This is a genomic window from Eubacterium ruminantium (assembly GCF_900167085.1).
Lineage (GTDB): Bacteria > Bacillota > Clostridia > Lachnospirales > Lachnospiraceae > Eubacterium_Q > Eubacterium_Q ruminantium.
This window is the reverse complement of the sequence record NZ_FUXA01000014.1, coordinates 43,461-63,611: the sequence shown is the minus strand read 5'-3', so window position 1 is coordinate 63,611 and position 20,151 is coordinate 43,461. Positions and strand designations below refer to the sequence as shown.

13 protein-coding genes and 1 pseudogene are annotated in these 20,151 nt (G+C 39.1%); 2 read left to right on the top strand and 12 right to left on the bottom strand.

Annotated features, from left to right (window positions below):
- Positions 1-8: 8 nt before the first annotated feature.
- From B5D25_RS10680 to B5D25_RS10630, 11 genes and pseudogenes are all read right to left on the bottom strand, one after another.
- Positions 9-1,910 (bottom strand): DNA gyrase/topoisomerase IV subunit B, encoded by a 1,902-nt coding sequence (locus tag B5D25_RS10680; RefSeq protein ID WP_078787961.1) that lies wholly within the window; start codon positions 1,908-1,910, stop codon positions 9-11.
- 310 nt (positions 1,911-2,220) lie between these two features.
- A complete protein-coding gene (gene rbr / locus B5D25_RS10675) occupies positions 2,221-2,757 on the bottom strand; it encodes a rubrerythrin (RefSeq protein ID WP_078787960.1) in 537 nt (178 codons plus the stop codon).
- A 226-nt stretch (positions 2,758-2,983) separates the two neighbouring features.
- Positions 2,984-5,323, bottom strand: coding sequence for a glycosyl hydrolase 53 family protein (locus B5D25_RS10670; RefSeq protein ID WP_078787952.1), 2,340 nt, complete (start codon positions 5,321-5,323; stop codon positions 2,984-2,986).
- 15 nt (positions 5,324-5,338) lie between these two features.
- A complete protein-coding gene (locus B5D25_RS10665; RefSeq protein ID WP_078787951.1) occupies positions 5,339-6,334 on the bottom strand; it encodes a LacI family DNA-binding transcriptional regulator in 996 nt (331 codons plus the stop codon).
- 150 nt (positions 6,335-6,484) lie between these two features.
- Positions 6,485-7,342: a sugar ABC transporter permease gene (locus B5D25_RS10660; RefSeq protein WP_078787950.1), complete on the bottom strand. Its 858-nt coding sequence runs from the start codon at positions 7,340-7,342 to the stop codon at positions 6,485-6,487.
- Positions 7,342-8,754 (bottom strand): carbohydrate ABC transporter permease, encoded by a 1,413-nt coding sequence (locus B5D25_RS10655; RefSeq protein ID WP_078787949.1) that lies wholly within the window; start codon positions 8,752-8,754, stop codon positions 7,342-7,344. Before B5D25_RS10655 ends, B5D25_RS10660 begins: the two co-directional genes overlap by 1 nt.
- A gap of 110 nt (positions 8,755-8,864) precedes the next feature.
- Positions 8,865-10,127, bottom strand: a complete 1,263-nt coding sequence (locus tag B5D25_RS10650; RefSeq protein WP_078787948.1) for an extracellular solute-binding protein — start codon at positions 10,125-10,127, stop codon at positions 8,865-8,867.
- A 236-nt stretch (positions 10,128-10,363) separates the two neighbouring features.
- Positions 10,364-11,941: pseudogene (gene malQ / locus B5D25_RS10645) on the bottom strand (4-alpha-glucanotransferase); the annotation flags it as partial.
- Positions 11,942-12,089: 148 nt separating this feature from the next.
- Positions 12,090-13,847, bottom strand: coding sequence for a glycoside hydrolase family 13 protein (locus tag B5D25_RS10640; RefSeq protein WP_078787946.1), 1,758 nt, complete (start codon positions 13,845-13,847; stop codon positions 12,090-12,092).
- A gap of 102 nt (positions 13,848-13,949) precedes the next feature.
- A complete protein-coding gene (pulA, locus tag B5D25_RS10635) occupies positions 13,950-15,860 on the bottom strand; it encodes a type I pullulanase (protein ID WP_159444154.1) in 1,911 nt (636 codons plus the stop codon).
- 20 nt (positions 15,861-15,880) lie between these two features.
- Positions 15,881-17,554 carry an alpha-amylase family glycosyl hydrolase gene (locus B5D25_RS10630; RefSeq protein ID WP_078787944.1) on the bottom strand — a complete coding sequence of 558 codons (1,674 nt, stop codon included), beginning with the start codon at positions 17,552-17,554 and terminating at the stop codon, positions 15,881-15,883.
- A 271-nt stretch (positions 17,555-17,825) separates the two neighbouring features.
- Here B5D25_RS10630 and B5D25_RS13160 point away from each other — a divergent pair, with 271 nt between their 5' ends.
- Entirely contained in the window at positions 17,826-18,317 is a 492-nt protein-coding gene (locus B5D25_RS13160; protein ID WP_242943584.1) for a LacI family DNA-binding transcriptional regulator, read from the top strand.
- Positions 18,318-18,911 carry a LacI family DNA-binding transcriptional regulator gene (locus B5D25_RS13155; protein WP_341465081.1) on the top strand — a complete coding sequence of 198 codons (594 nt, stop codon included), beginning with the start codon at positions 18,318-18,320 and terminating at the stop codon, positions 18,909-18,911. It begins immediately after the preceding gene.
- A 95-nt stretch (positions 18,912-19,006) separates the two neighbouring features.
- Here the strand turns inward: B5D25_RS13155 and B5D25_RS10620 are convergent, their stop codons facing one another.
- Positions 19,007-19,921 carry a LysR family transcriptional regulator gene (locus B5D25_RS10620; protein WP_078787943.1) on the bottom strand — a complete coding sequence of 305 codons (915 nt, stop codon included), beginning with the start codon at positions 19,919-19,921 and terminating at the stop codon, positions 19,007-19,009.
- Positions 19,922-20,151: the final 230 nt, after the last annotated feature.

Below are 20,151 nucleotides of genomic sequence, written 5' to 3'. Positions count from 1 at the left end.
AATTCTAATTATAAATCTATATTTGCTTCCCTGCTGTGCTTTTCAATATAATGACGTCTTGGTGCAACATCGCTTCCCATAAGTGTATGAGTTATCTCTGTTGCCTCCGCCATACTGTCTATTGAAACCTGCTTAAGAAGTCTGTTATTCACATCCATTGTTGTCTCAAAAAGCTGATCAGCATCCATCTCACCAAGACCTTTGTATCTCTGGATTGTGAATTTCTTAGGATGAGCCGTTCTATACTTTTCAAGCTCTGTATCCGAATAAAGATATTTGATATTCTTACCCTCACCAACTCTGTAAAGTGGTGGAATAGCAATATAAATATGACCTTCATTGATAAGATCCGGATAAAATCTATAGAAAAATGTAAGGAGAAGAGTCGCAATATGAGCTCCGTCCACGTCCGCATCAGTCATGATGATGATCTTGTTATAATTTAATTTTTCTATATCAAAATCATTTCCGTAGCCCTGCATAAATCCGCAGCCAAATGCATTTATAAGGGCTTTTATCTCGGCATTTTCAAGCACCTTACTTACAGGTACTTTTTCAACATTAAGTATCTTTCCACGAAGAGGAAGTATAGCCTGATATTTTCTGTCTCTGGCTGACTTTGCTGAGCCTCCGGCCGAATCACCCTCGACTATAAAGAGCTCACATTTAGAAGCATCATTACTCTCCTGTCGAACAAGTTTTCCATTTCCTTCAAATGAAAACTTGCTGAGGTTGATCTTAGACTTTTCATTTGCTCTTCTCTTGGAAAGTGCAACAGCCCTGTCAGCTATATCTTTCAAAACCTCATAATTTCTGTCGAAATAAACTGTCAGCTGTTCTTTCACTATATCATCAACAGCTTTTAAAACATCTGTATTTGAAAGCTTTGTCTTAGTCTGTCCTTCAAACTGCGGATCAGGATGTCTTACAGAAATAACAGCTGTCATACCGCTTCTTATGTCCGCACCCGAAAGATTTGCATCCTTATCTTTAAGAAGACCGAGTTCATTTCTTGCATACTGATTAATAACTTTCGCAAAAGCAGATTTAAATGCAGTTACATGTGTTCCGCCTTCAGGGTTTGTAATATTATTGGTAAATCCGATGATATTTTCATCACCGTCTTCAGTCATAACGAATACTATTTCAGCCGAAATCCCATCCTTCTCACCGGTTATTGAGATAACAGGCGATGTATGAGTAAGTCCGTCGGAAACATCCTCTACGAATGCCGAAAGGCCGCCCGGCTGGTGAAATACTTCAGGTTCCTCACCGTCACGCTTATTATGGAATGTTATAGTAAGCTCCGGATTAAGATATGCTGTTTCTTTAATACGCTGCTTTATGGCACTGCATTTAAATTTAACAGTTTCAAATATAGTATCATCCGGATATAAAGTAACCGTAGTACCTGTTCTTTTTCTTGTAAGTTTTTCTTTTGGAAGTTCGCCGTCAACAAGCTTTGTTGTAGGACTTCCGTAAGCATATGTATCATGATATACATATCCATTTCTGTATACATCTACAAGAAGCTTCTTACTTAAAGCATTTACAACTGCAGAACCAACACCATGAAGACCACCGCTTATCTTATAAGTACTGCTATTAAACTTTCCACCTGCATGAAGAACCGTATAAACAACTCTCTCCGCAGGCTGTTTCTCTGTCGGATGCATATCCACAGGAACACCTCTTCCGTCGTCGGAAACCGTTGCGGAACCGTCTTCATTTACCACTACAGTTATATTTTTACAATAACCCGCAAGATGTTCATCCACAGAGTTATCTATAATTTCCTGAACCAAATGATTAAGTCCGCCTCTTCCGGTATTACCTATATACATTCCGGGACGCAGTCTTACAGGTTCGAGCCCCTTTAAAACAGTAATTTTCTCTGCATTATATGCCATAACTATCTCACTTTCTGACTTCCAATATATTGTAACGGCCTTACGAAAAAGCCGCTGTTTTTCAAAATCACACCCGGTCATAATACCATATATCGTTAAATCTTTCCATAGTAAACCCGGGTAAAATAAAAAGACTTCGGCCGAACTTTATCAATCCGACCAAAGTCTTATTATATCATGTTATAAAACTTTTAAAACCTTTTAAATGCTGAAATTATACGACTTAATCATAATGATGTGATTAAATCACCCGCTGCAATATACAGCTTAATTAAACTTCCAAGATTAAATCGCTTTCCGGAAATATATCTTAGTAATTTTCCTCATGTACTTCGAAGAAGCTCTGTGGATGATTACATACAGGACATACATCAGGTGCCTTTGTACCTACTACAATATGTCCGCAGTTACGGCACTCCCATACCTTAACTGTACTCTTCTCAAATACCTGAGCTGTCTCGATATTGTTGATAAGAGCTCTGTATCTCTCTTCATGATGCTTCTCGATCTCGCCAACTCCTCTAAACTTTGCAGCAAGTTCAGGGAATCCTTCAGCTTCAGCTGTCTTTGCGAAATCCTCATACATATCTGTCCACTCGAAGTTCTCGCCATCTGCAGCAGCCTTAAGGTTTGTAACTGTATCTCCGATACCGCCAAGTTCCTTAAACCACATCTTAGCATGTTCCTTCTCGTTGTCAGCTGTCTTAAGGAAGATAGCTGAAATCTGTTCAAAACCTTCTTTCTTTGCTACTGAAGCAAAATATGTATATTTGTTTCTAGCCTGTGATTCACCTGCGAATGCAGCCTGTAAATTCTTCTCTGTCTGTGTTCCTGCGTACTTATTCATCTCTTGTGTCTCCTCCTCAACCAATTCAAGATTGTCACCTGTTGCCTTACATACAGGACAAACCGCTTCCTGTCCATCCGGTACTTCAAATATTGCCCCGCAAATTTTGCATCTGTACTTTGCCATACTCCGTTCCCTCCTATTATCTAAAATGACCACTTAAAAAATGGAAGCGATAAAATTATCACTTCCATCATTTTAACATAACATATATAGTTTGATAAAACTAATTTTTGTCTTTGGCTTTTTTAATTATTATAACTACAACGGCAAGTATAAATATAAATGATATCACCAGTAAAATGATTGTCAAAACACTAGTTCCGGCGCTTTTTTTCTCATTTTTTTCTTCAGTGGTTGTAGTTTTCTCCACCTCTTCAGATGTTTCGGTAAGCTTTTCCGTAGTTTCAGTGCTGTCATATTCCATCCCCGGCATTACTCCGCCATTTCCGTCAAGGCTGTAAAGATAGAAATCATCCCATGCACCCCATCCGTTAGCATCGCATTTTACAGAAACACCGATTGTAAGCTTTGTACCGTCTTCATCTATTACAATGTCATTAATCTCAGGATTTTTATATTCTTTCCACGAGGTAACTTCTGTATCAACTGAATATACATCCTTATCATTTTTAGCATATAACTTGAATTCCGCGCCGGTTCCCGCGTCTCCGCCTTCAATCCAGCTTCCGAGAACATATCTTCCTTTTTTAAGAAATACAGTCTGCTCAACCCTGTATGAAATAGGTTCTCCGCTCCAGAATTGAAGACAGTATTCACCATTTCTTACATTACTCGTATCATTTTTTCTGGATACACAGGCCTGCCCTTTACTGTTATCATCAGTGATGGTCCAGTATTTCATTTCCGGTTCTTCGAATCCCGGATTTTTAAGAAGATTCTCACTGCTCACTTTAACGTTGCAGCTTACATCATAGTCCGTATCACCCACAGAAACCTTGCCTTTAACAACATATTCTCCGCTTCCGGACGAAGTAACTTTATCTATATCATTTTGATCCCAGGATACATTCGCCTCGACTTTTTTATCATCCGTATATCTGAGGACAGCCATATTTGGAAGAGCTATCTCATCACCCGCTCCTGCTGTAACGTCATCAACTTCTATATCAACGATGCCGTACTTTCCATCAGAACCGTTTCTGATAAGATTGAATATTTTTAATGATCTTAAAGGATGTCCGTCAAAATCAAATAATGCCTGATTATCAACAGCGGATCCGCCAAACCATTCTCGTGCGTCTTTATCATACTCTCCGCTATATCTTGTTGCCCAGCCGGAACCGTATTTTTCCCAAAGCACATTGTTATCTTCAACCTGCTGGGTTTCCGGATCACTTAGCCTTCTTACAGGTATCCATGCAGGCTCCCAGTAAAATACACCGACGCCATGATCCCCGAATTCCGTAACCGTCTTCGTTACATCATGAATAAGATTGGCCTGTCCCTGCTCGCTGATCATATAATTCATTGCAACTCCGGGAGTTCCTTCGCCTATGGTATTTGAAAAGCCGTCACCATCGTCGTATGTATAAACGTATGACGTTTCCACAACCATTACATCTTTATCGAAATTACTTGTTACATATTCAAGTTGAGTTTTCAGATTATCATAATCCCCATGCCAGAAAGGATAATATGAAGTTGCGAATATTTCATAATCTACCGAATTATTATCAAGATATCTTGCATAGGCATAATAATTTTCACTGTTGGGATTTGTGAAATGAACCGCTCTTTTTGTTTCCGGCAACACTTCATGAACCGCATCACTTCCTGCTTTAAGAAGCTTGCATATCTCTGTCCATGATGTCTCTCCGCAAAATCCTTTTGTTGTTTCATTTCCAATCTGTACTATCTCAGGAGTGACACCTTCAGCTTTAAGCATTTCCAGACAAGAAACTGTATAGTCATGAAGTGCTACTGCCTTTTCATCAAGGCTCATTCCTGTCCATTCCTTAGGCGCACTTTGCTTGCCAGGATCAGCCCAAAAGTCAGAATAATGAAAATCAATCAGGACTTTCAGTCCCGCATCAACAGCAAATTTTCCCATTATCACAGCCCTGTTGATATCACAGTTTCCTCCGCCGTAACCATTGCCTTCCGCATCATAAGGATTGTTCCAGACTCTTATTCTTACTGTATTGATCCCACAACTTTTTAGAAATAAAAAGAATCCTTTATCATCGAGTTTATTACCATCGTAATCATAATATATTACGCCGCTTTCTTTCTCTGAAAGATATGAAGAAATATCGACTCCCGTATAAAAATCTTCCGGAAGTTCTATCTGTTCTACATATAGTTCACCTGAATCAGCATCACTGTCCCCCGGTGTTACTTCATCCTCATCAAAATAAATTACGTTTCGGTCTTGTCCATCGTATTGAGATATATAATCTACAGTCTCATCGTACTGAGATGCATTTTTCACATCCTCATCATACGCCTTACTCCCAAGACTTTTCCCCTGCTTTGCTCCAGATAAAAGTAAAACTGCCGTAGCAAAACAAACGGCAGTTTTTGTAAACAAGCCCTTAAACATACAAATCCCCCCCTTTTACTTTGTACTGTCTTTTAAAACTATTTCGTAAGAAGACTCTATACGTTTTCTTACATTTTTCCCGTCTATAATATTCATAAGCGCCTTCGCGGCAACGGCACCAAGATTAGTGTCGTCAAAGTTAAGCGATGTAACCGAAGGCATCATATTATCTAAAATTGTACTGTTATAAAATGAAGCAACCTTAATATCCTCAGGTATCCTGATATGCTTTCTGCGACAGCTTGTTAAAACTTGCCCTACAATTTCATCATCCATACAGATTACAGTGTCGACCTTTTTTGCAACAAGTTCTTCTATTATCCCGGTGATCTTGATTGAATCATCCGAATCAAGAAAAACAAGTTCCGGGTCATAATTTATGTTATCATTTTTGAACGCTTCTGTATAGCCCCTAAGTCTTGTTCGGGTTATCACATGATTGCTGTTACCACCAATAATGGCTATTTTCTTAGATCCTTTGGAAATAAGGATCGACGTGAGTTCCCTGCAGGCCTCAAGGTTATTGTTATCAACCTGAACTATAGAATCATCATCACTGCTTCCGATAGCAACAAATGGCATGCCTGAACTTTTAAGATAGTCAGCCGGTTTATCATTTACCAAAGTTCTTGTTAAGATAACACCGTCTACTTTCTTATGCTCCACAACTCTTTTAAGATTTGTTAGATTGTCGTCATTAACCATAGAAATGATTATATCATATCCCTGTTCCGCAACTACTCGGTTAACACCCATGATGCAGCGCTGAAAGAACGGAAGATCAACAGCCTCATAATCTTCTGGCCATACAACAGCTATGTTGTATGTCTTATTCTCCGCAAGTCCCCTGGCAAGTGGGTTGGGGTTATAATTGTGCTTTTCAATATAGTCAAGCACCCGAGCCCTGGTAACTTCGCTGATTCTTCCTTTTCCCGATACCGCTCTTGATACAGTAGTTTTGGAAACACCAAGAGCTTCAGCTATATCATCGATAGTTATCTTTTCATCCATAAATAAATCCCTTTTTGCCGGATAACGTGTCCGGCCTAATACATATGAACTATGATTAGGTTAGCATTAGACCGGTCCAGAATCACATTTATGAAACTGAACCGGCCTATAAGTGCTAAAACATAATTCGATAAAATAATATTTATTGCATTAACCCTTAACGGCACCACCTGTAACTCCTTCAACATAGTACCTCTGTAAGCACATGAAGAGTATTGTTACCGGTATTGCTACCAAGATACCGCCCGCGCAGAATCTTGTGAAATATCCCTGATAATCGTTTGTCCATACCCATTTCTGAAGGGCAACGGCAACGTTGTAACTATCACTGTGGCCAAATGCAATGTAAGAAGCAAATATATAATCACACCAAGGTGCCATGAATGCAACGAGGAGCTGATATATAATTATTGGTTTTGAAAGAGGTGCAATAAGAATAGTCATGATCTGCATTCTTGTTGCTCCATCTATTCTTGCAGCTTCATCAAGTGATCTCGGGATTGTATCAAAGTAACCTTTACATACATAATATCCCATTCCGGATCCGGCAGCCGCTATAAGTATAAGTCCCGGTACTGCTCCTTCCTGTGTAAGTCCGATAGACTTAAGAAGGAAGTAAAGACAGATCATTGTAAGGAAGCCAGGGAACATTCCAAGAACAAGCCAGATATTCATGAGAAGCTTTCTTCCCTTAAATCTCATTCTTGAAAGTGCGTAACTTACACATACTACAACAAGTGACTGTACAAGTGTTACTGCAATCGCGATGATAAGTGTATTCATATACCATCTTAAGAACTTACTCTCTCCATTGAAAAGATATTTATATGAATCGAGTGTCCATCTCTTCGGAAGAAGGTAATTTACCATTCCTCCGCCGCCGTCAGCTGCACCGTATCCTCTAAAACTCTGTAAAACGAGACATACAAATGGGAACAGCCAAATAATACTTATAATGATGAGTACCAGATATGATACTGCAAGATTTGCTCTTTTTTTCGCTTTCATTACTGGAATTCCTCCTCATCTTTTACTGAAGGCATCAGGTTATACACGATGAGAGATACAACCGCAACTACTACGAATACCATGATACCAATTACCGCTGCCATCTTGTAATTTGAACTGTTAACTGTCATCTTGTAAAGCCATGTTACAAGGAGGTCTGTATAACCTGCATTATTCGACAGCTTTGTCGAAAGCGGCTGACCTGTCGTCAACAGGTAAATTACGTTGAAGTTATTGATATTTCCAATAAACTGTGTAAGAAGGAATGGTCCTGTAACAAACAGCATATATGGAAGTGTTATCTTGAAGAACATCTGAATATTAGTAGCTCCGTCGATTCTCGCACTTTCATATAAGTCAGCCGGAATATTCATGAGAAGACCGGTTGCTATAAGAACGAGATAAGGAATACCTACCCAGAGATTTATAATAATAACAAGTACCTGTGCCAATGTAGGATTGGTCCAGAAAGGTATCGCCCTGGATATCCATCCCCATTTCAAGAGATAGGTATTAACAATGCCATCTGCTGCGAACATCTTTCCTACGTAAAGAAGTGATACAAACTGTGGAACAGCGATCGTAACAATGAGGATCGTTCTCCACATCTTCTTAAATTTAATTCCCTTTTTGTTGATGAGCAATGCAAGTGCCATTCCGAGGAAATAGTTTAGGAATGTTGCAAAGAATGCCCAAATAAGTGTCCATGCAAGGACTTTAAAGAATGTAGAACCGAAACCGGTTCCGCCAAAACTAAAAATCTCTTTAAAGTTGTCAAATCCAACCCAGGAAAAAAGTTTTCCCGGTGGTGTATGATCCATGTCATAATTTGTAAATGCTATACAGATCATGAACATGATCGGAAGTACTGTAAACAGGAAAATACCTATCACAGGAAGTGCAAGTAATGTCTTGTCAAAGTTACTGTCAATAAGTGAATGAAGATCCTGCTTATTAGTAGGAATCATTCTGTTTTCTCTAAGAAGGTCATCTACCTTCTTATTCTGTTTGAGATTAATCCTCCAAAAAAGGATTACAAGAAAAATGGCTGTTATGGTCAAAAGGCCATAAAGAAGGATGAAGAAAGAGTTATCTCCATATGTCATTACGCCATAATCATTGTATCCGCTTGTTTCTGTACCAAGCGTACCAAAATCTTGAAGATATGGCATTCCAACACCGAAGATATAGAAAAGAAGTCCACCTTCTATAAGAAGGAACATTATACCTCTTGCAAACTGTCCTCTTAAAATCTGTCCGAGACCCGGAATAAAACATGAAACTTTAGTGAACCAAGTTCCTTTTGTAAATGTTGTTCCAATCTCCTTAAATTCTGATCCGACAATTTTGAAGAAGGTTCCTATTTTGCTTTTACGCTTCTTTTCTGAAGTTGATGCAATTGACTTATTCATAGTCCCCTCCGGATTCTAAACCGTAATTTTTTAACATTTAAATGTCTTTTTTATGTAAAAAGGCGGGAGTAAAACCCGATTCCCGCCCTGTTACTTCATCTTAAGTCTAATTATTTTGCGTAGCTTTCACAAGTATTCTGGAAATCTGTAAGTGCTTTCATAATGTCATCATCTGAAGCGTTATCAAAATCACCTGAAATAATTGAATCACCAAGTCCCTTAGCGAGATCCCAAAACTCATTAGGATACTGTCCCTGAGGAATTGTATAACTAAGCTGTTCTGCAAGAGCTGTAAGAGCAGGATCTGCTTTAACCTTATCGCTCTGCTGTGCTGCCTTGTTTGATGGACCCCAACCTACAGCATCAAATCTGGCAATCTGAACTTCTTCACTTGTAAGGAACTTAGCAAGTGCCTGACAAACAACGAGCTTCTTTGAATCTGTCTGTGGCTTAACACCAAGAAGCTTAAATCCACCAAATCCGCTCATCTGATAATCTTTTCCGTCTACATTAAATGTAGGAAGCTTAGCACATGCGTAGTTAGCACCGAACATATCCTGTGCAGCACCTGAATCCCATGTACCTGAAACGATAGCTGCAGCATTTGCAGCATTGCCTACAACTGAACCGTTAACGAATGCCTTTGACTTATGAAGATTAATAATAGCCTTCATAGCCTTAACACCATCTTCTGATGCATATGTTACTGTTGATGAATCAAGTTTTCCATCACTGTTGATACCGTACTCAAGCTTACATCCTGTACCAAAGAAGAAAGCTGTACTATACCAACCTGAGTTGATTTCCATATAAAAACCTTTGCCAGCCTTCTCACAATCAGCAATGATTGACTCAAGCTTTGAAGGATCTGTTACAACGCTCTTATCATAGTATAAGAAATATCCGTTATCAGATGTAAGTGGATATGCATATGTTGTACCATCAAAAGTAGCAGCGCCGTAAGCACCTGCATCGTTCTGCTGTTCAATCCATTCCTGTCCACTCTTTGGTACAGGTGCGATTGCTCCTGCAGAAACAAGTCTTGCGAGCTGATCCTGAGCGAATCCGTAGATATCTGCACCACCCTGAACGTCTGTGATCATATTTGTAGCAGCATCGCCTTCACCTACAGGCTCAATTGAAACTGTAAATCCTGCATAGTTAGGATTAGCTTCAAAGAACTTGTCAATTTCACTCTTTGTGAAATCTACAGTGTTATCTGCAATCCAAAGTTTGATCTCTCCCTTGTCTTCTGCCGTTACTTCAAGGGATTCCTTGTTCTCAGACTTCTTGTCTGACTTCTTGCCGCAACCTGTGAATACAGATGCAACCATCGCTGTGGCTAATAAGCCTGCAACTAATTTTTTCTTCATTGTTATTCCTCCTCTTAGAGATCCATAAGATCTTTCTCTCCGACTCTTTACAGAGCCTTCCAGTAAGTTACCATATAACAATTAACTTTTCAAACGGTGCTATTATTTCGAGCGCAACCGGTTGTTCATACAATTACTCTAACACTTATACCACCCCTTTGTCAATATTCAACTCATAGCTCTTAATATTTTATTAATATGTAACAAAGAATCTGTCTTTTTTTGTATAATTATTCCTAAACTCTTCCATAAGTCTTCGTGACTTTGTATATTCTTTTTGCAATTTTTTTACCTATCATTTTCTTATTTACTCTCCAAACCCAGTTGTCTCCAAGGGTGGATGGAGCGTTAATTCTTGCCTCATTTCCGAGATAAATGTAATCCTGAAGCGGGATTATGCAATAATCAGCTACTGAGTTCTGCGCAACTCTTATAAGCATTTGCGCAATTTTTTTCAGATTGCCATCGCTCTTTTTGAGTTCGCCGAGGCCCAGATAATTAAGAACTTTGCCATATGTTTTTTCATCAGCATTCTGAAGCCATCCGACAAGAGTTTCATTATCATGAGTTCCTGTATATACAACACAGTTACTGTAATGATTAAATGGCATGAATTCCGACTCACTGCCGTCTTCATTTTCATAAAACGCAAACTCAAGAACTTTCATATTCGGGAAGCCTGATTCTTTCACAAATTCCCTTAAAGAATCTGTTGTAAATCCAAGATCTTCAGCCACAATCTTAATGTCGCCAAGTTTTTCTTTAAGTCTGCTGAAAAGCTTCATGCCCGGGCCTTTAACCCATTTTCCTCTTGTGGCATCCTTGTCGCCTCCCGGAACAGAGTAATAAGCCTCAAATCCTCTGAAATGATCGATTCTGACAATGTCATAGAGTGTTCTGCATTTATCGAGCCTTCTTGTCCACCAGTCATAATCTGTTTTTTCATGATAATCCCAATCATAAAGCGGGTTACCCCAGAGCTGACCAAGAGGTGTGAATCCATCAGGTGGGCAGCCTGCAACTCTCTTCGGAATAGCATTCTTGTCCAGCTGGAAGAGCTCCGGATGAGCCCATACATCCGCACTGTCAGGCGCCACGTAAATCGGAAGATCACCTATGATTTCTATACCATTTTCATTGGCATAATCTTTCACAAGATCCCACTGCTCATAAAATTTATACTGGATAAATATATAAAAATTCTTTTCGTATTCCAGTCTTTTCTCTGCCTCTGCAAGCGCCTTTTCATTTCTGACTCTTAAATCTTTCGGCCACTGTGTAAAGCAGATACCGTTCATTTCATTCTTTATAGCCATGAAAAGTCCGTAATCATTTATCCAATATTCATTTTCTTTGACGAACTTCTTATAGACTTTATCCTCAAGTTTCCCTGTCTTCTCCGCCTTCTCATAAGCCTTTTTTAGAAGTGCAAATCTTGTATTGTAGAGGAATTCATAATCTACCTTTTCATTTTCTGAAGCATTACCTTTTCCGTAAACTTCTTCTACTTCCTTCTTCGTAAGAAGCTTTTCTTTTATCAACTGTTCCAAGCTGATAAAATACGGATTTCCTGCAAAGGAACAAAATGTCTGGTACGGCGAATCACCGTATCCGGTCGGTCCAAGAGGAAGTATCTGCCAATACTTCTGTCCCGCTTCCTTCAAAAAATCTATAAATTTATATGTCATTTCCGAAAAACAGCCTATTCCGTACTTTCCCGGAAGGCTGAATATCGGAAGCAGTATACCCGCCTTACGCATTACCATTCTCCCTTCATTTTTCATTTCATGATATATAACAAACCGGATATATTTATATTCCGAATCATGTGATCCTCTCGTCTCGCATGATTGCCGGTCATGTTATGATTCTCTATTCTCGCATGATTCCCGGCCATGTTATGATTCTCTATTCTCGCATGATTCCCGGTCATTTACCGATCCTCTCCGGCACATTAAATTTCTATAAAATACTGATCAGTATTCCTTTAGCCTGAAGCTTTCCGGCTTCATACTTTCTGCTGTAGATAACATGCTTGCAGCTTATCTCCGGCGGTATTTCTATGGTTTCATCGCCACAGTTAAGTATGATGCTTATATTTCCTTCATCACAAAGCTTGATATATTCAACAGTTCGCTTGTCATCAATACTGTTCGGGAAATGGAAATTCCTGCTTCTTGCCGCCTTATAAGTCTTTCTAAGGTTGATAAGCTTCTTCATTTCCTCAATCTCTGTATCGAATTTTCCTGCATCGATTTCATCCCATGGCATACACCTTCTACAGTCAGGATCAAACCCTCCCGGCATAACAATCTCAGTTCCGTAGTATATACAAGGACTTCCCGGCATGGTATAAAGAACCGCCAGCTGCTGATAGAAGACATCCTCGTCCTTCACCTTATCGATAAGTCTGTTGGTATCGTGGGAGTCAAGGAGATTGAACATCACATCATTTGCCTGCTGCATATACATGGTAAAGCTTCTGTTTACGCCATATTCGAATTCTATGCTGTCCCACTCCGGATAGATCCAGTAGTTGGAAATAGCTGTAGAAAGCGGATAATTCATAACCGCATCATATTCACTTCCGAGAAGCCATGGTGTTGCATCATGCCAGATTTCGCCAAGTAGGTAGAAATCAGGCTTAATACTCTTGGTCATAACTCTCAGTTCCTGAAGCAGCCTGTGAGATATTTCATTTCCCACATCAAATCTAAGTCCATCTATATCAAATTCCATCATCCAGAATCTCACTATATCTTTAAGATATTCTCTGACCTCAGGATTATTTGTATTTAATTTCGGCATCTGCTCAAAAAATGCAAATGAATAAAATCTTCCGTCTTTTGTATCGCACTTCTTATCCACCGGCCAATCATTTATCATGTACCAGTCTTTATATTTCGACATTTCTCCATTTGTAAGAATGTCCTGCCACATGGAAATGTCGGTTCCCGTATGATTAAATACAGCATCCAGCATTACCCTTATGCCGTTTTTATGAGCGAGATTCACGAGTTCACGGAGTTTTTCATTGGTTCCGAAATGAGGATCCACCTTCTTATAATTCGCAGTATTATATTTATGATTTGAGTCAGCTTCAAAAACAGGCGTGAGATAAATACCGGTAATTCCAAGATTCTTTATATGATTGAATCTGTCGATTATTCCCTGAAGGTCGCCGCCGTAATAATCACAGTAACCCTTTATCTCTTCGCATTTCCAAGGTTTTGTCCCCGGATTATCATTACTCTTATCGCCATTGCAGAAGCGCTCCGGAAATATCTGATACCACACAGTTTCATTTACCCAGTCCGGCGTTCTGAATGTATCAACCGGATTCATCCATGGGTAGATAAAGTACGAAAGTACCTTGCCCGGACGATGCATTTCCTCCTCGGTATAGAAACCGTCTTCAAAAAGAAATACACGCTCCTCCCCGCTGATTATTTCGAAATAATATTTGCATCTCTTATATTCCGGAAAAAGAGTCGTGGTCCACCAGATATGTTCTTTCTCTCTCTTTTTATAATAAATCTCTTCTCTTTTGCCTTTCCATTCTTCCCTGCCGCCCATAATTCCGGCAAGATACGGATCACCTTGATGAATATAAATATGGTCGACGTCGTATCCCGTCTCAATATTTATTACAAGTTCCGTATCCGATAGCTGATAAGCATATTTATCGGTAGTTCTGTGATATATCGCTGCGAGATTCATAAATCCTCCTTAAATCTCTGACAATTTTTTATTGATTCAGTCCGCTTAATCCGTGTCTTTCAAAATCGATCAATACATTTAACTCTCGACTTTTTCGTTGGATCAACTTTCCTGATCTAACGGAATTTTCTTGCCGCATTTATAAACAGCAGCCGAAACTTCATCCGCTTCAATCTGAACATTATCTATAGTATCTTTATATTTTTCCTCACTTCCGTTAAATATGATCAGATATTCTCCCGCCGAAAATATAACGATGCCGTCTTCACTTTTATGTATCTTTATCTTTTCAGCCGACTGACCTGTAATATCCGAAAGGACTTCCGAATCCTTACGTATCTTGATAAGTTCACTGTAATAATCGACTATTTTTTCATTTGTAAATGCTTTTTCCCAATCAAGCTTATTAAGACTTATAGGAAGATTATAGGAATTATCTTCTCCATCCTTACTTCTCAGGAATTCCTCTCCCGAAAGCATGAAGACACGTCCGCGTCCAAGTATATAAATAGCAGCGGCAAGTTTAACTTCTTTTATCCTCTCCTCATGATCCTTCGATGTTATGGAAAGCTTGTCCCAAAGCGTCAGATCATCATGAGAGCTGACATATCTTATGATCTGTGACGGACAGAAGCCTTTATTTTCGAAACCGAGTGCAGCATCAGCTATTTCTTCAGCATACTTCCCGCCATTTACAAAGCCTCTGCTTTCATCATCGAAAACAGACCCCTTTATAGCATCTCTAAGGTCATCACTGAAGAAACCTATATTTTTATCAAGATACTTCGAAGCATTTTCCTTAAGAGCCTGCTTAAATCCACTGTCCATGGTTGTTTTAGCCGGAGCCCAAGGCTCTCCGTAGATAAGTTTCTCGTCTATTCCAAATTTCTCATCGAGACTTTTCCTGATTTTATTCATCAGTTCAGTATCAAGAAGTCCCATGAGGTCGAATCTGAATCCGTCCAGGTGATATTCATTTGCCCAATACATTACGGAATCAAGGATATATCGACTAACCATTTTTCTTTCGGAAGCTATATCATTTCCGCACTTTGAGCCATTTGATTCTTTGCCGTCTTTATCTATTCGGTAGTAATAATACGGAACTGTCCTGTCAAGGAAGCTGTCCCTGTTGTATGTATGATTGTAGACAACATCCATGATCACGCGGAATCCCGCTTCATGAAGTGCCTTTATCATTTCTTTATACTCACGGACTCTTAATGCACCATCAGACGGATTCTTTGAAAAGCTGCCCTCCGGAACATTATAATTCACAGGATCGTAGCCCCAGTTGAAATCCTCAGTTTCAAATCTTTCATCCACTGATCCAAAATCATAACTTGGCATAAGCTGAACATGAGTAACACCAAGTTTTTTCATATATTCAAAAGGATTGATAAAATGATCTGTCCCCTTTATCTTAAATTTCTCTCCGCTTAAAAATCTTTTAAATGCAGAATATTTTCCGCTGTCTTCACCCATTTCTAGGCAGTATGAAAATTCTCTGATATTAATTTCATAGATAATATCAGTTCCCTGTTTTTTTGGTGCAGTGTCACTGTCCCAGCCATCTACAAAAGTCATTTCATCTGAAATGATCATTGAACGAAGTCCATTCACTCCGGCTGCCTTAGCACACGGATCGGCTGTTCTTCTTGTAACACCTTCAACAGTTACGTCAAAATCATAATAAGCTCCCGAAAGATTCTCCGGAGTACTGTAACTATATACACCATTTGTACTGTCATAAGTCATCGGCACAGTCATCGCAATATTACTGCTATCCTCAGGATCCTCTGCCACAAATACACCGTAGCCGTTTTTAACAATCCCGCCTTTTCCGCCGTCATAATAAAGATTCAGCCTTACTTCGTCCGCCACAGGACTCCATAATCTTATGACTGTTCCTTCTTCAGTAACCTCTGCTCCAAGAGGCCCATCATAATTATATTCTTTTCTTTCCTGATTCTTTTTATAATATTCTTTCCAACGAAGTGGTGTTCTTTTCACTGTTACTCTCCCATCCCGATTTATCTGGTCAGAAATGCTATTCCCCTTGCAGGAATCTTCAGTTCCTTTTTATTGAACTTAACCCTTTTCTCAGATACTGTAAGTACCGCCGAAAGATTTCCGTATTCCTCAAGTCCTGCCATCTCTACAGTCTGATCTTCCGAAGAGAAATTAATAACAATTAAAACATCACCCAAATCCGGTGTGTCGGCAAGCGCTCTCTTAAAAGTAAGAACACTATCTGTAGTCTTATCTTCGATGACAGTAGTTCTGCCCTTTGAAATTGCCGGAAATGCATTTCTTATCCTTATTGCATTTTTATAATAATTATAAATTGAATATTTATCTTTCTTTTGATCTTCTAAGCTGCCGTACGTAAGCTCCTGCTTTGACGCATCTTTAGGCCCCTTACAATTCGTTATACCTTTCTCTCCTCCGTCTTCACCAACCCACGGAAATGCAGTTCTCTTATTTTCATCCTTGCCTGAACCTCTCATTCCAAGCTCCTCGCCATAATAGATAAAAGCATTTCCTGTCACAAGAAGATTAAGGGCACCCGCCTGCTTTACCATATCTTCTTCCAGATAGTAGCCGGCGCTTCTTGCCATATCATGGTTAGTATAAAATGGTGCATTAATAGCCTTTCCATCCGACATTTCACTGTAAAGCTCTTCCTCTTCCTGAAGGGCTTCGCCATAATAAGAAGGTCTTTTAACACCCTTAACGGTACTAGCTATAACTCCATCCGGCCCCGAAAATCTAAAATCAAAAAATGAATCAGCTCCGCTCTTATAATATTCGCTGTAAATCTTCTGATCCGCCCAGGCCTCTCCAACTATATAAGTCTTATTATTGATTTCTTTGGCCTTATCATTAATCCACTTTGTAAATTCAATATTTCGGTTTTTGTCTTCAGAATAATAAGATGTAACTGCATCGAGCCTGAATCCGTCCACGCCCTTCTCAATCCAGAAACGTAAAATGACCTCTATCTCATTTCTTACATCTTCATTATCAAGATTAAGATCCGGCATTCCTGACCAGAATCTTGCTTCATAATACCAGTTATCTGTCAGCTTCTCGTATCCGTCAGCCGGTTCATGACTGAAATTATAATAATCTATATATTTGCAGGCTTTACTGTCCGGTTTCTCTCCCGACTTAAGATTCCTGAGATAATCCACAGCTTCCATAAACCAAGGATGCTCAACGGAAGTATGATTGAGCGGAAGATCAAGAATAACCTTAATCCCTCTCCCATGGCATTTGTCTAAAAGAGTCGTAAAATCATTCATCGTCCCATACTCTTTATCAACATTCATATAATCCGTAACATCATACTTATGATATGTCGGAGATGGAAAAATAGGCATAAGCCAAAGTTCAGTACAACCAAGTCCCTCTTTATCATCACGCTCGGCTGACCTTATATAATTAAGATTGTCCGTCAAACCGCAAATATCGCCTATTCCATCCGCATTCCCATCTGCAAATGAATAAACAAACACTTCATAACAGGTTCTGTAAAAGTTTCCGTCATAGAGAAGTTCATCATAAGGTGTGAGTTTACTACTCAACTCCTCCATCTGTGACTTATTCCCCTTCTTGTGATGAAGTAAAAAAACAGCCGCAACCCCTGAAATAATAACAAGAACAAGAAGGATAAATACTGCAATAATCTTCTTTACCTTCATACAACCACCCCTGTCTGTGTATATTACACAAATCCAATTTATATATTTCGAAAAGTTTCGTTCTTTTATATTAAATTTAATTCAAGAAAGTCAATTTGTCAACATGAAAGACTATAATGTTCGATAAATTAATTTTTATGCCAAAACTGTTTCGTTTATTTTCGTTTTTAACTTGTAAATTTTCACAAAAAATATTATAATAAAGTTACAAATATCCCCTTATTTTAAGGGGTTCCACACCACAAAATTTTTACGAAAGGAGTGAAAGATCATGGCAACAATGAAAGATATTGCTGATAAGCTGGGAATATCTCTCGGAACCGTCAGCAAAGGACTTAACGGCGGCAGAGACATCAGTGACGACCTCAGAAAAACCATTCTCGACACCGCTGTTGAAATGGGATATATCAATCGTAAAGCCCTTAAGATTGAAAGGCGTAAAGTCGTACTTTTCGTCGAGAATATGGAATACAAAGATGAAGACTCTTTTGGCTATGACATTGTCATGGGCTTTCAGAAGGCATCCTTTAGTGAAAAATGGAACTTTTCGGTTATACCGATTTCTCATGAGTTCCAGGAAAACAATAAGTACGATAACTACATGCTTCAAGAGGGATACAGCGGTGCGTTTTTCATAGGTCTCTCATTGGATGACCCATGGACATCTCAACTTCGTACTACTAAGATACCGACTGTTCTCCTTGATAATGCTATCGAGACCAATCCGAATGTAAGCTATGTCGGAACAGATTCCGCAGAATGAATCGATGCAGCCATAGGATACCTTGCAGAACTCGGGCATGAAAAAATTGCTTTTCTTAACGGTTCAGCAGGTTCAGTCATTTCCGATGACAGAATGACAGCTTACCTTTCGAGCATGGCCAAATACCATCTGACTGTCGATCCAAACCTCGCAGTATATGGATATTTCGTTGCAGACTGTGCACCATACCATGTACCGGGATTTATTGATAGAGGTGCAACTGCCATTCTCTGCGGTAATGATCTCATTGCATCAGGAGTTATCTCGACATTAAATGACATGAATATATCGATCCCCGGTGACATAAGTGTCATCGGTTTTGATGATATTCCTCTGGCAAGTACTATAACACCAAAACTTACAACAATCCGTCAGAGCAGAACCGGAATTGGAAAATGTGCTTATTTTACCTTATATTCACTTATAAATGGGGTGCCTGTAAGCAGAAGTCTACTCAGACCGGAACTGATAAAAAGAGAAAGTGTTGCAGTTCCAAAACCTCGTGTTGCAGTTAAAAATGAAAATGATCCTGATTCAGTTATGTATGTAAATCCGGATCTCTATAATCATTTTTCCAGACTAAACATGATGTAAAACCAAATATTTATCCGCTTGCTTTTCAGACTAGAAAAAAAGAGATAGATTAATTGAGGGGTCACCTCAAATTTCTATCTCTTTTAATTTGCTATTTATTGTTTGTTATAAGCATATTTCTTATACTGTGCAAGATGATCGATATAAAGCTTTCCAAGATCCGAAAGAGTAGCTCCTCTTCTCTTGATATAACCGATCGTCATCTTCTCGGATTCCTTGAGTGGAATCGCAACATAAGCATCTCCGTTAAGGTCCTCACTTATGATTCCCGAACAGAGAGTATATCCATTTAAGCCTACCATAAGGTTCAACATTGTAGCTCTGTCATTTGCACGAATAAGCTTCTTATATTCATATGAACTAAGCTGCTCTTCCGCAAGGAATAACGATCCGTATCTTCCCTGGTCAAATGCAAGACAAGGATATTCTTCAAGTTCCTTTATAGAAATTTCCTTTTTCTTTGCAAGTGGATGACCACCCCAAATATATACAAAGGTATCACATGTGAAAAGCGGATCAAATTCTATACTGTTCTCATGAAATATCTTCTCAAGTGCTTTCTTGTTGAAGTCATTTTCATATAAAACTCCAATCTCACTCTTAAAGAATTTAACATTTTCTATAACTTCCTCGGTTCTTGTTTCATGAATTGCGAACTCGAAATTATCCATACCGTATTCATTTACAACCTCTACAAAGGCTTTTACCGCAAATGAATAATGCTGTGTTGAGACACTGAACTTCTGTCTCATGGTCTTATTGATGAACCTGTCCTGAAGAAGGCTATACTGATCAGTAACCTGTCTGGCATAGCTCATGAATTCTTCGCCGGCCGGCGTAATGACAATACCTCGATTCGATCTGATGAATATTTCAAATCCAACTTCGTCCTCAAGATCCTTAACAGCTCCCGAAAGACTCGGCTGTGAAATGTATAGCCTCTTTGCAGCCTCATTCATAGAACCACACTCAGCTATGGTTATAGCATATTTTAACTGCTGTAATGTCATACACTTTCTCCCTTTACAGATTTTCAGATCAAGGACCGATAAATCTCCCCGATCATCCTATAGACTCCTAATTAAATTTACTCTGTATGGTTATTTTTGTCAAACATCTAATTATTTTGTCAAATATATTGTTAATTCATCCGCATTTCCATTTTTTTAATAGCCCCTGAGGCTAAAAGTACACGCAACCTCAGGAGCATTACACATGGGAAATAGCTGAATGAAATCAG

What these genes read in the sequence shown, in the direction of transcription:
- B5D25_RS10630 (WP_078787944.1), bottom strand. Translation starts at nt 17,554, where the DNA reads ATGAAGGTAAAGAAGATTATTGCAGTATTTATCCTTCTTGTTCTTGTT.
- B5D25_RS10670 (WP_078787952.1), bottom strand. Translation starts at nt 5,323, where the DNA reads ATGTTTAAGGGCTTGTTTACAAAAACTGCCGTTTGTTTTGCTACGGCA.
- rbr (WP_078787960.1), bottom strand. Translation starts at nt 2,757, where the DNA reads ATGAATAAGTACGCAGGAACACAGACAGAGAAGAATTTACAGGCTGCA.
- B5D25_RS10650 (WP_078787948.1), bottom strand. Translation starts at nt 10,127, where the DNA reads ATGAAGAAAAAATTAGTTGCAGGCTTATTAGCCACAGCGATGGTTGCA.
- B5D25_RS10660 (WP_078787950.1), bottom strand. Translation starts at nt 7,342, where the DNA reads ATGAAAGCGAAAAAAAGAGCAAATCTTGCAGTATCATATCTGGTACTC.
- B5D25_RS10665 (WP_078787951.1), bottom strand. Translation starts at nt 6,334, where the DNA reads ATGGATGAAAAGATAACTATCGATGATATAGCTGAAGCTCTTGGTGTT.
- B5D25_RS13160 (WP_242943584.1), top strand. Translation starts at nt 17,826, where the DNA reads ATGGCAACAATGAAAGATATTGCTGATAAGCTGGGAATATCTCTCGGA.
- B5D25_RS10655 (WP_078787949.1), bottom strand. Translation starts at nt 8,754, where the DNA reads ATGAATAAGTCAATTGCATCAACTTCAGAAAAGAAGCGTAAAAGCAAA.
- B5D25_RS10620 (WP_078787943.1), bottom strand. Translation starts at nt 19,921, where the DNA reads ATGACATTACAGCAGTTAAAATATGCTATAACCATAGCTGAGTGTGGT.
- B5D25_RS10680 (WP_078787961.1), bottom strand. Translation starts at nt 1,910, where the DNA reads ATGGCATATAATGCAGAGAAAATTACTGTTTTAAAGGGGCTCGAACCT.
- B5D25_RS10640 (WP_078787946.1), bottom strand. Translation starts at nt 13,847, where the DNA reads ATGAATCTCGCAGCGATATATCACAGAACTACCGATAAATATGCTTAT.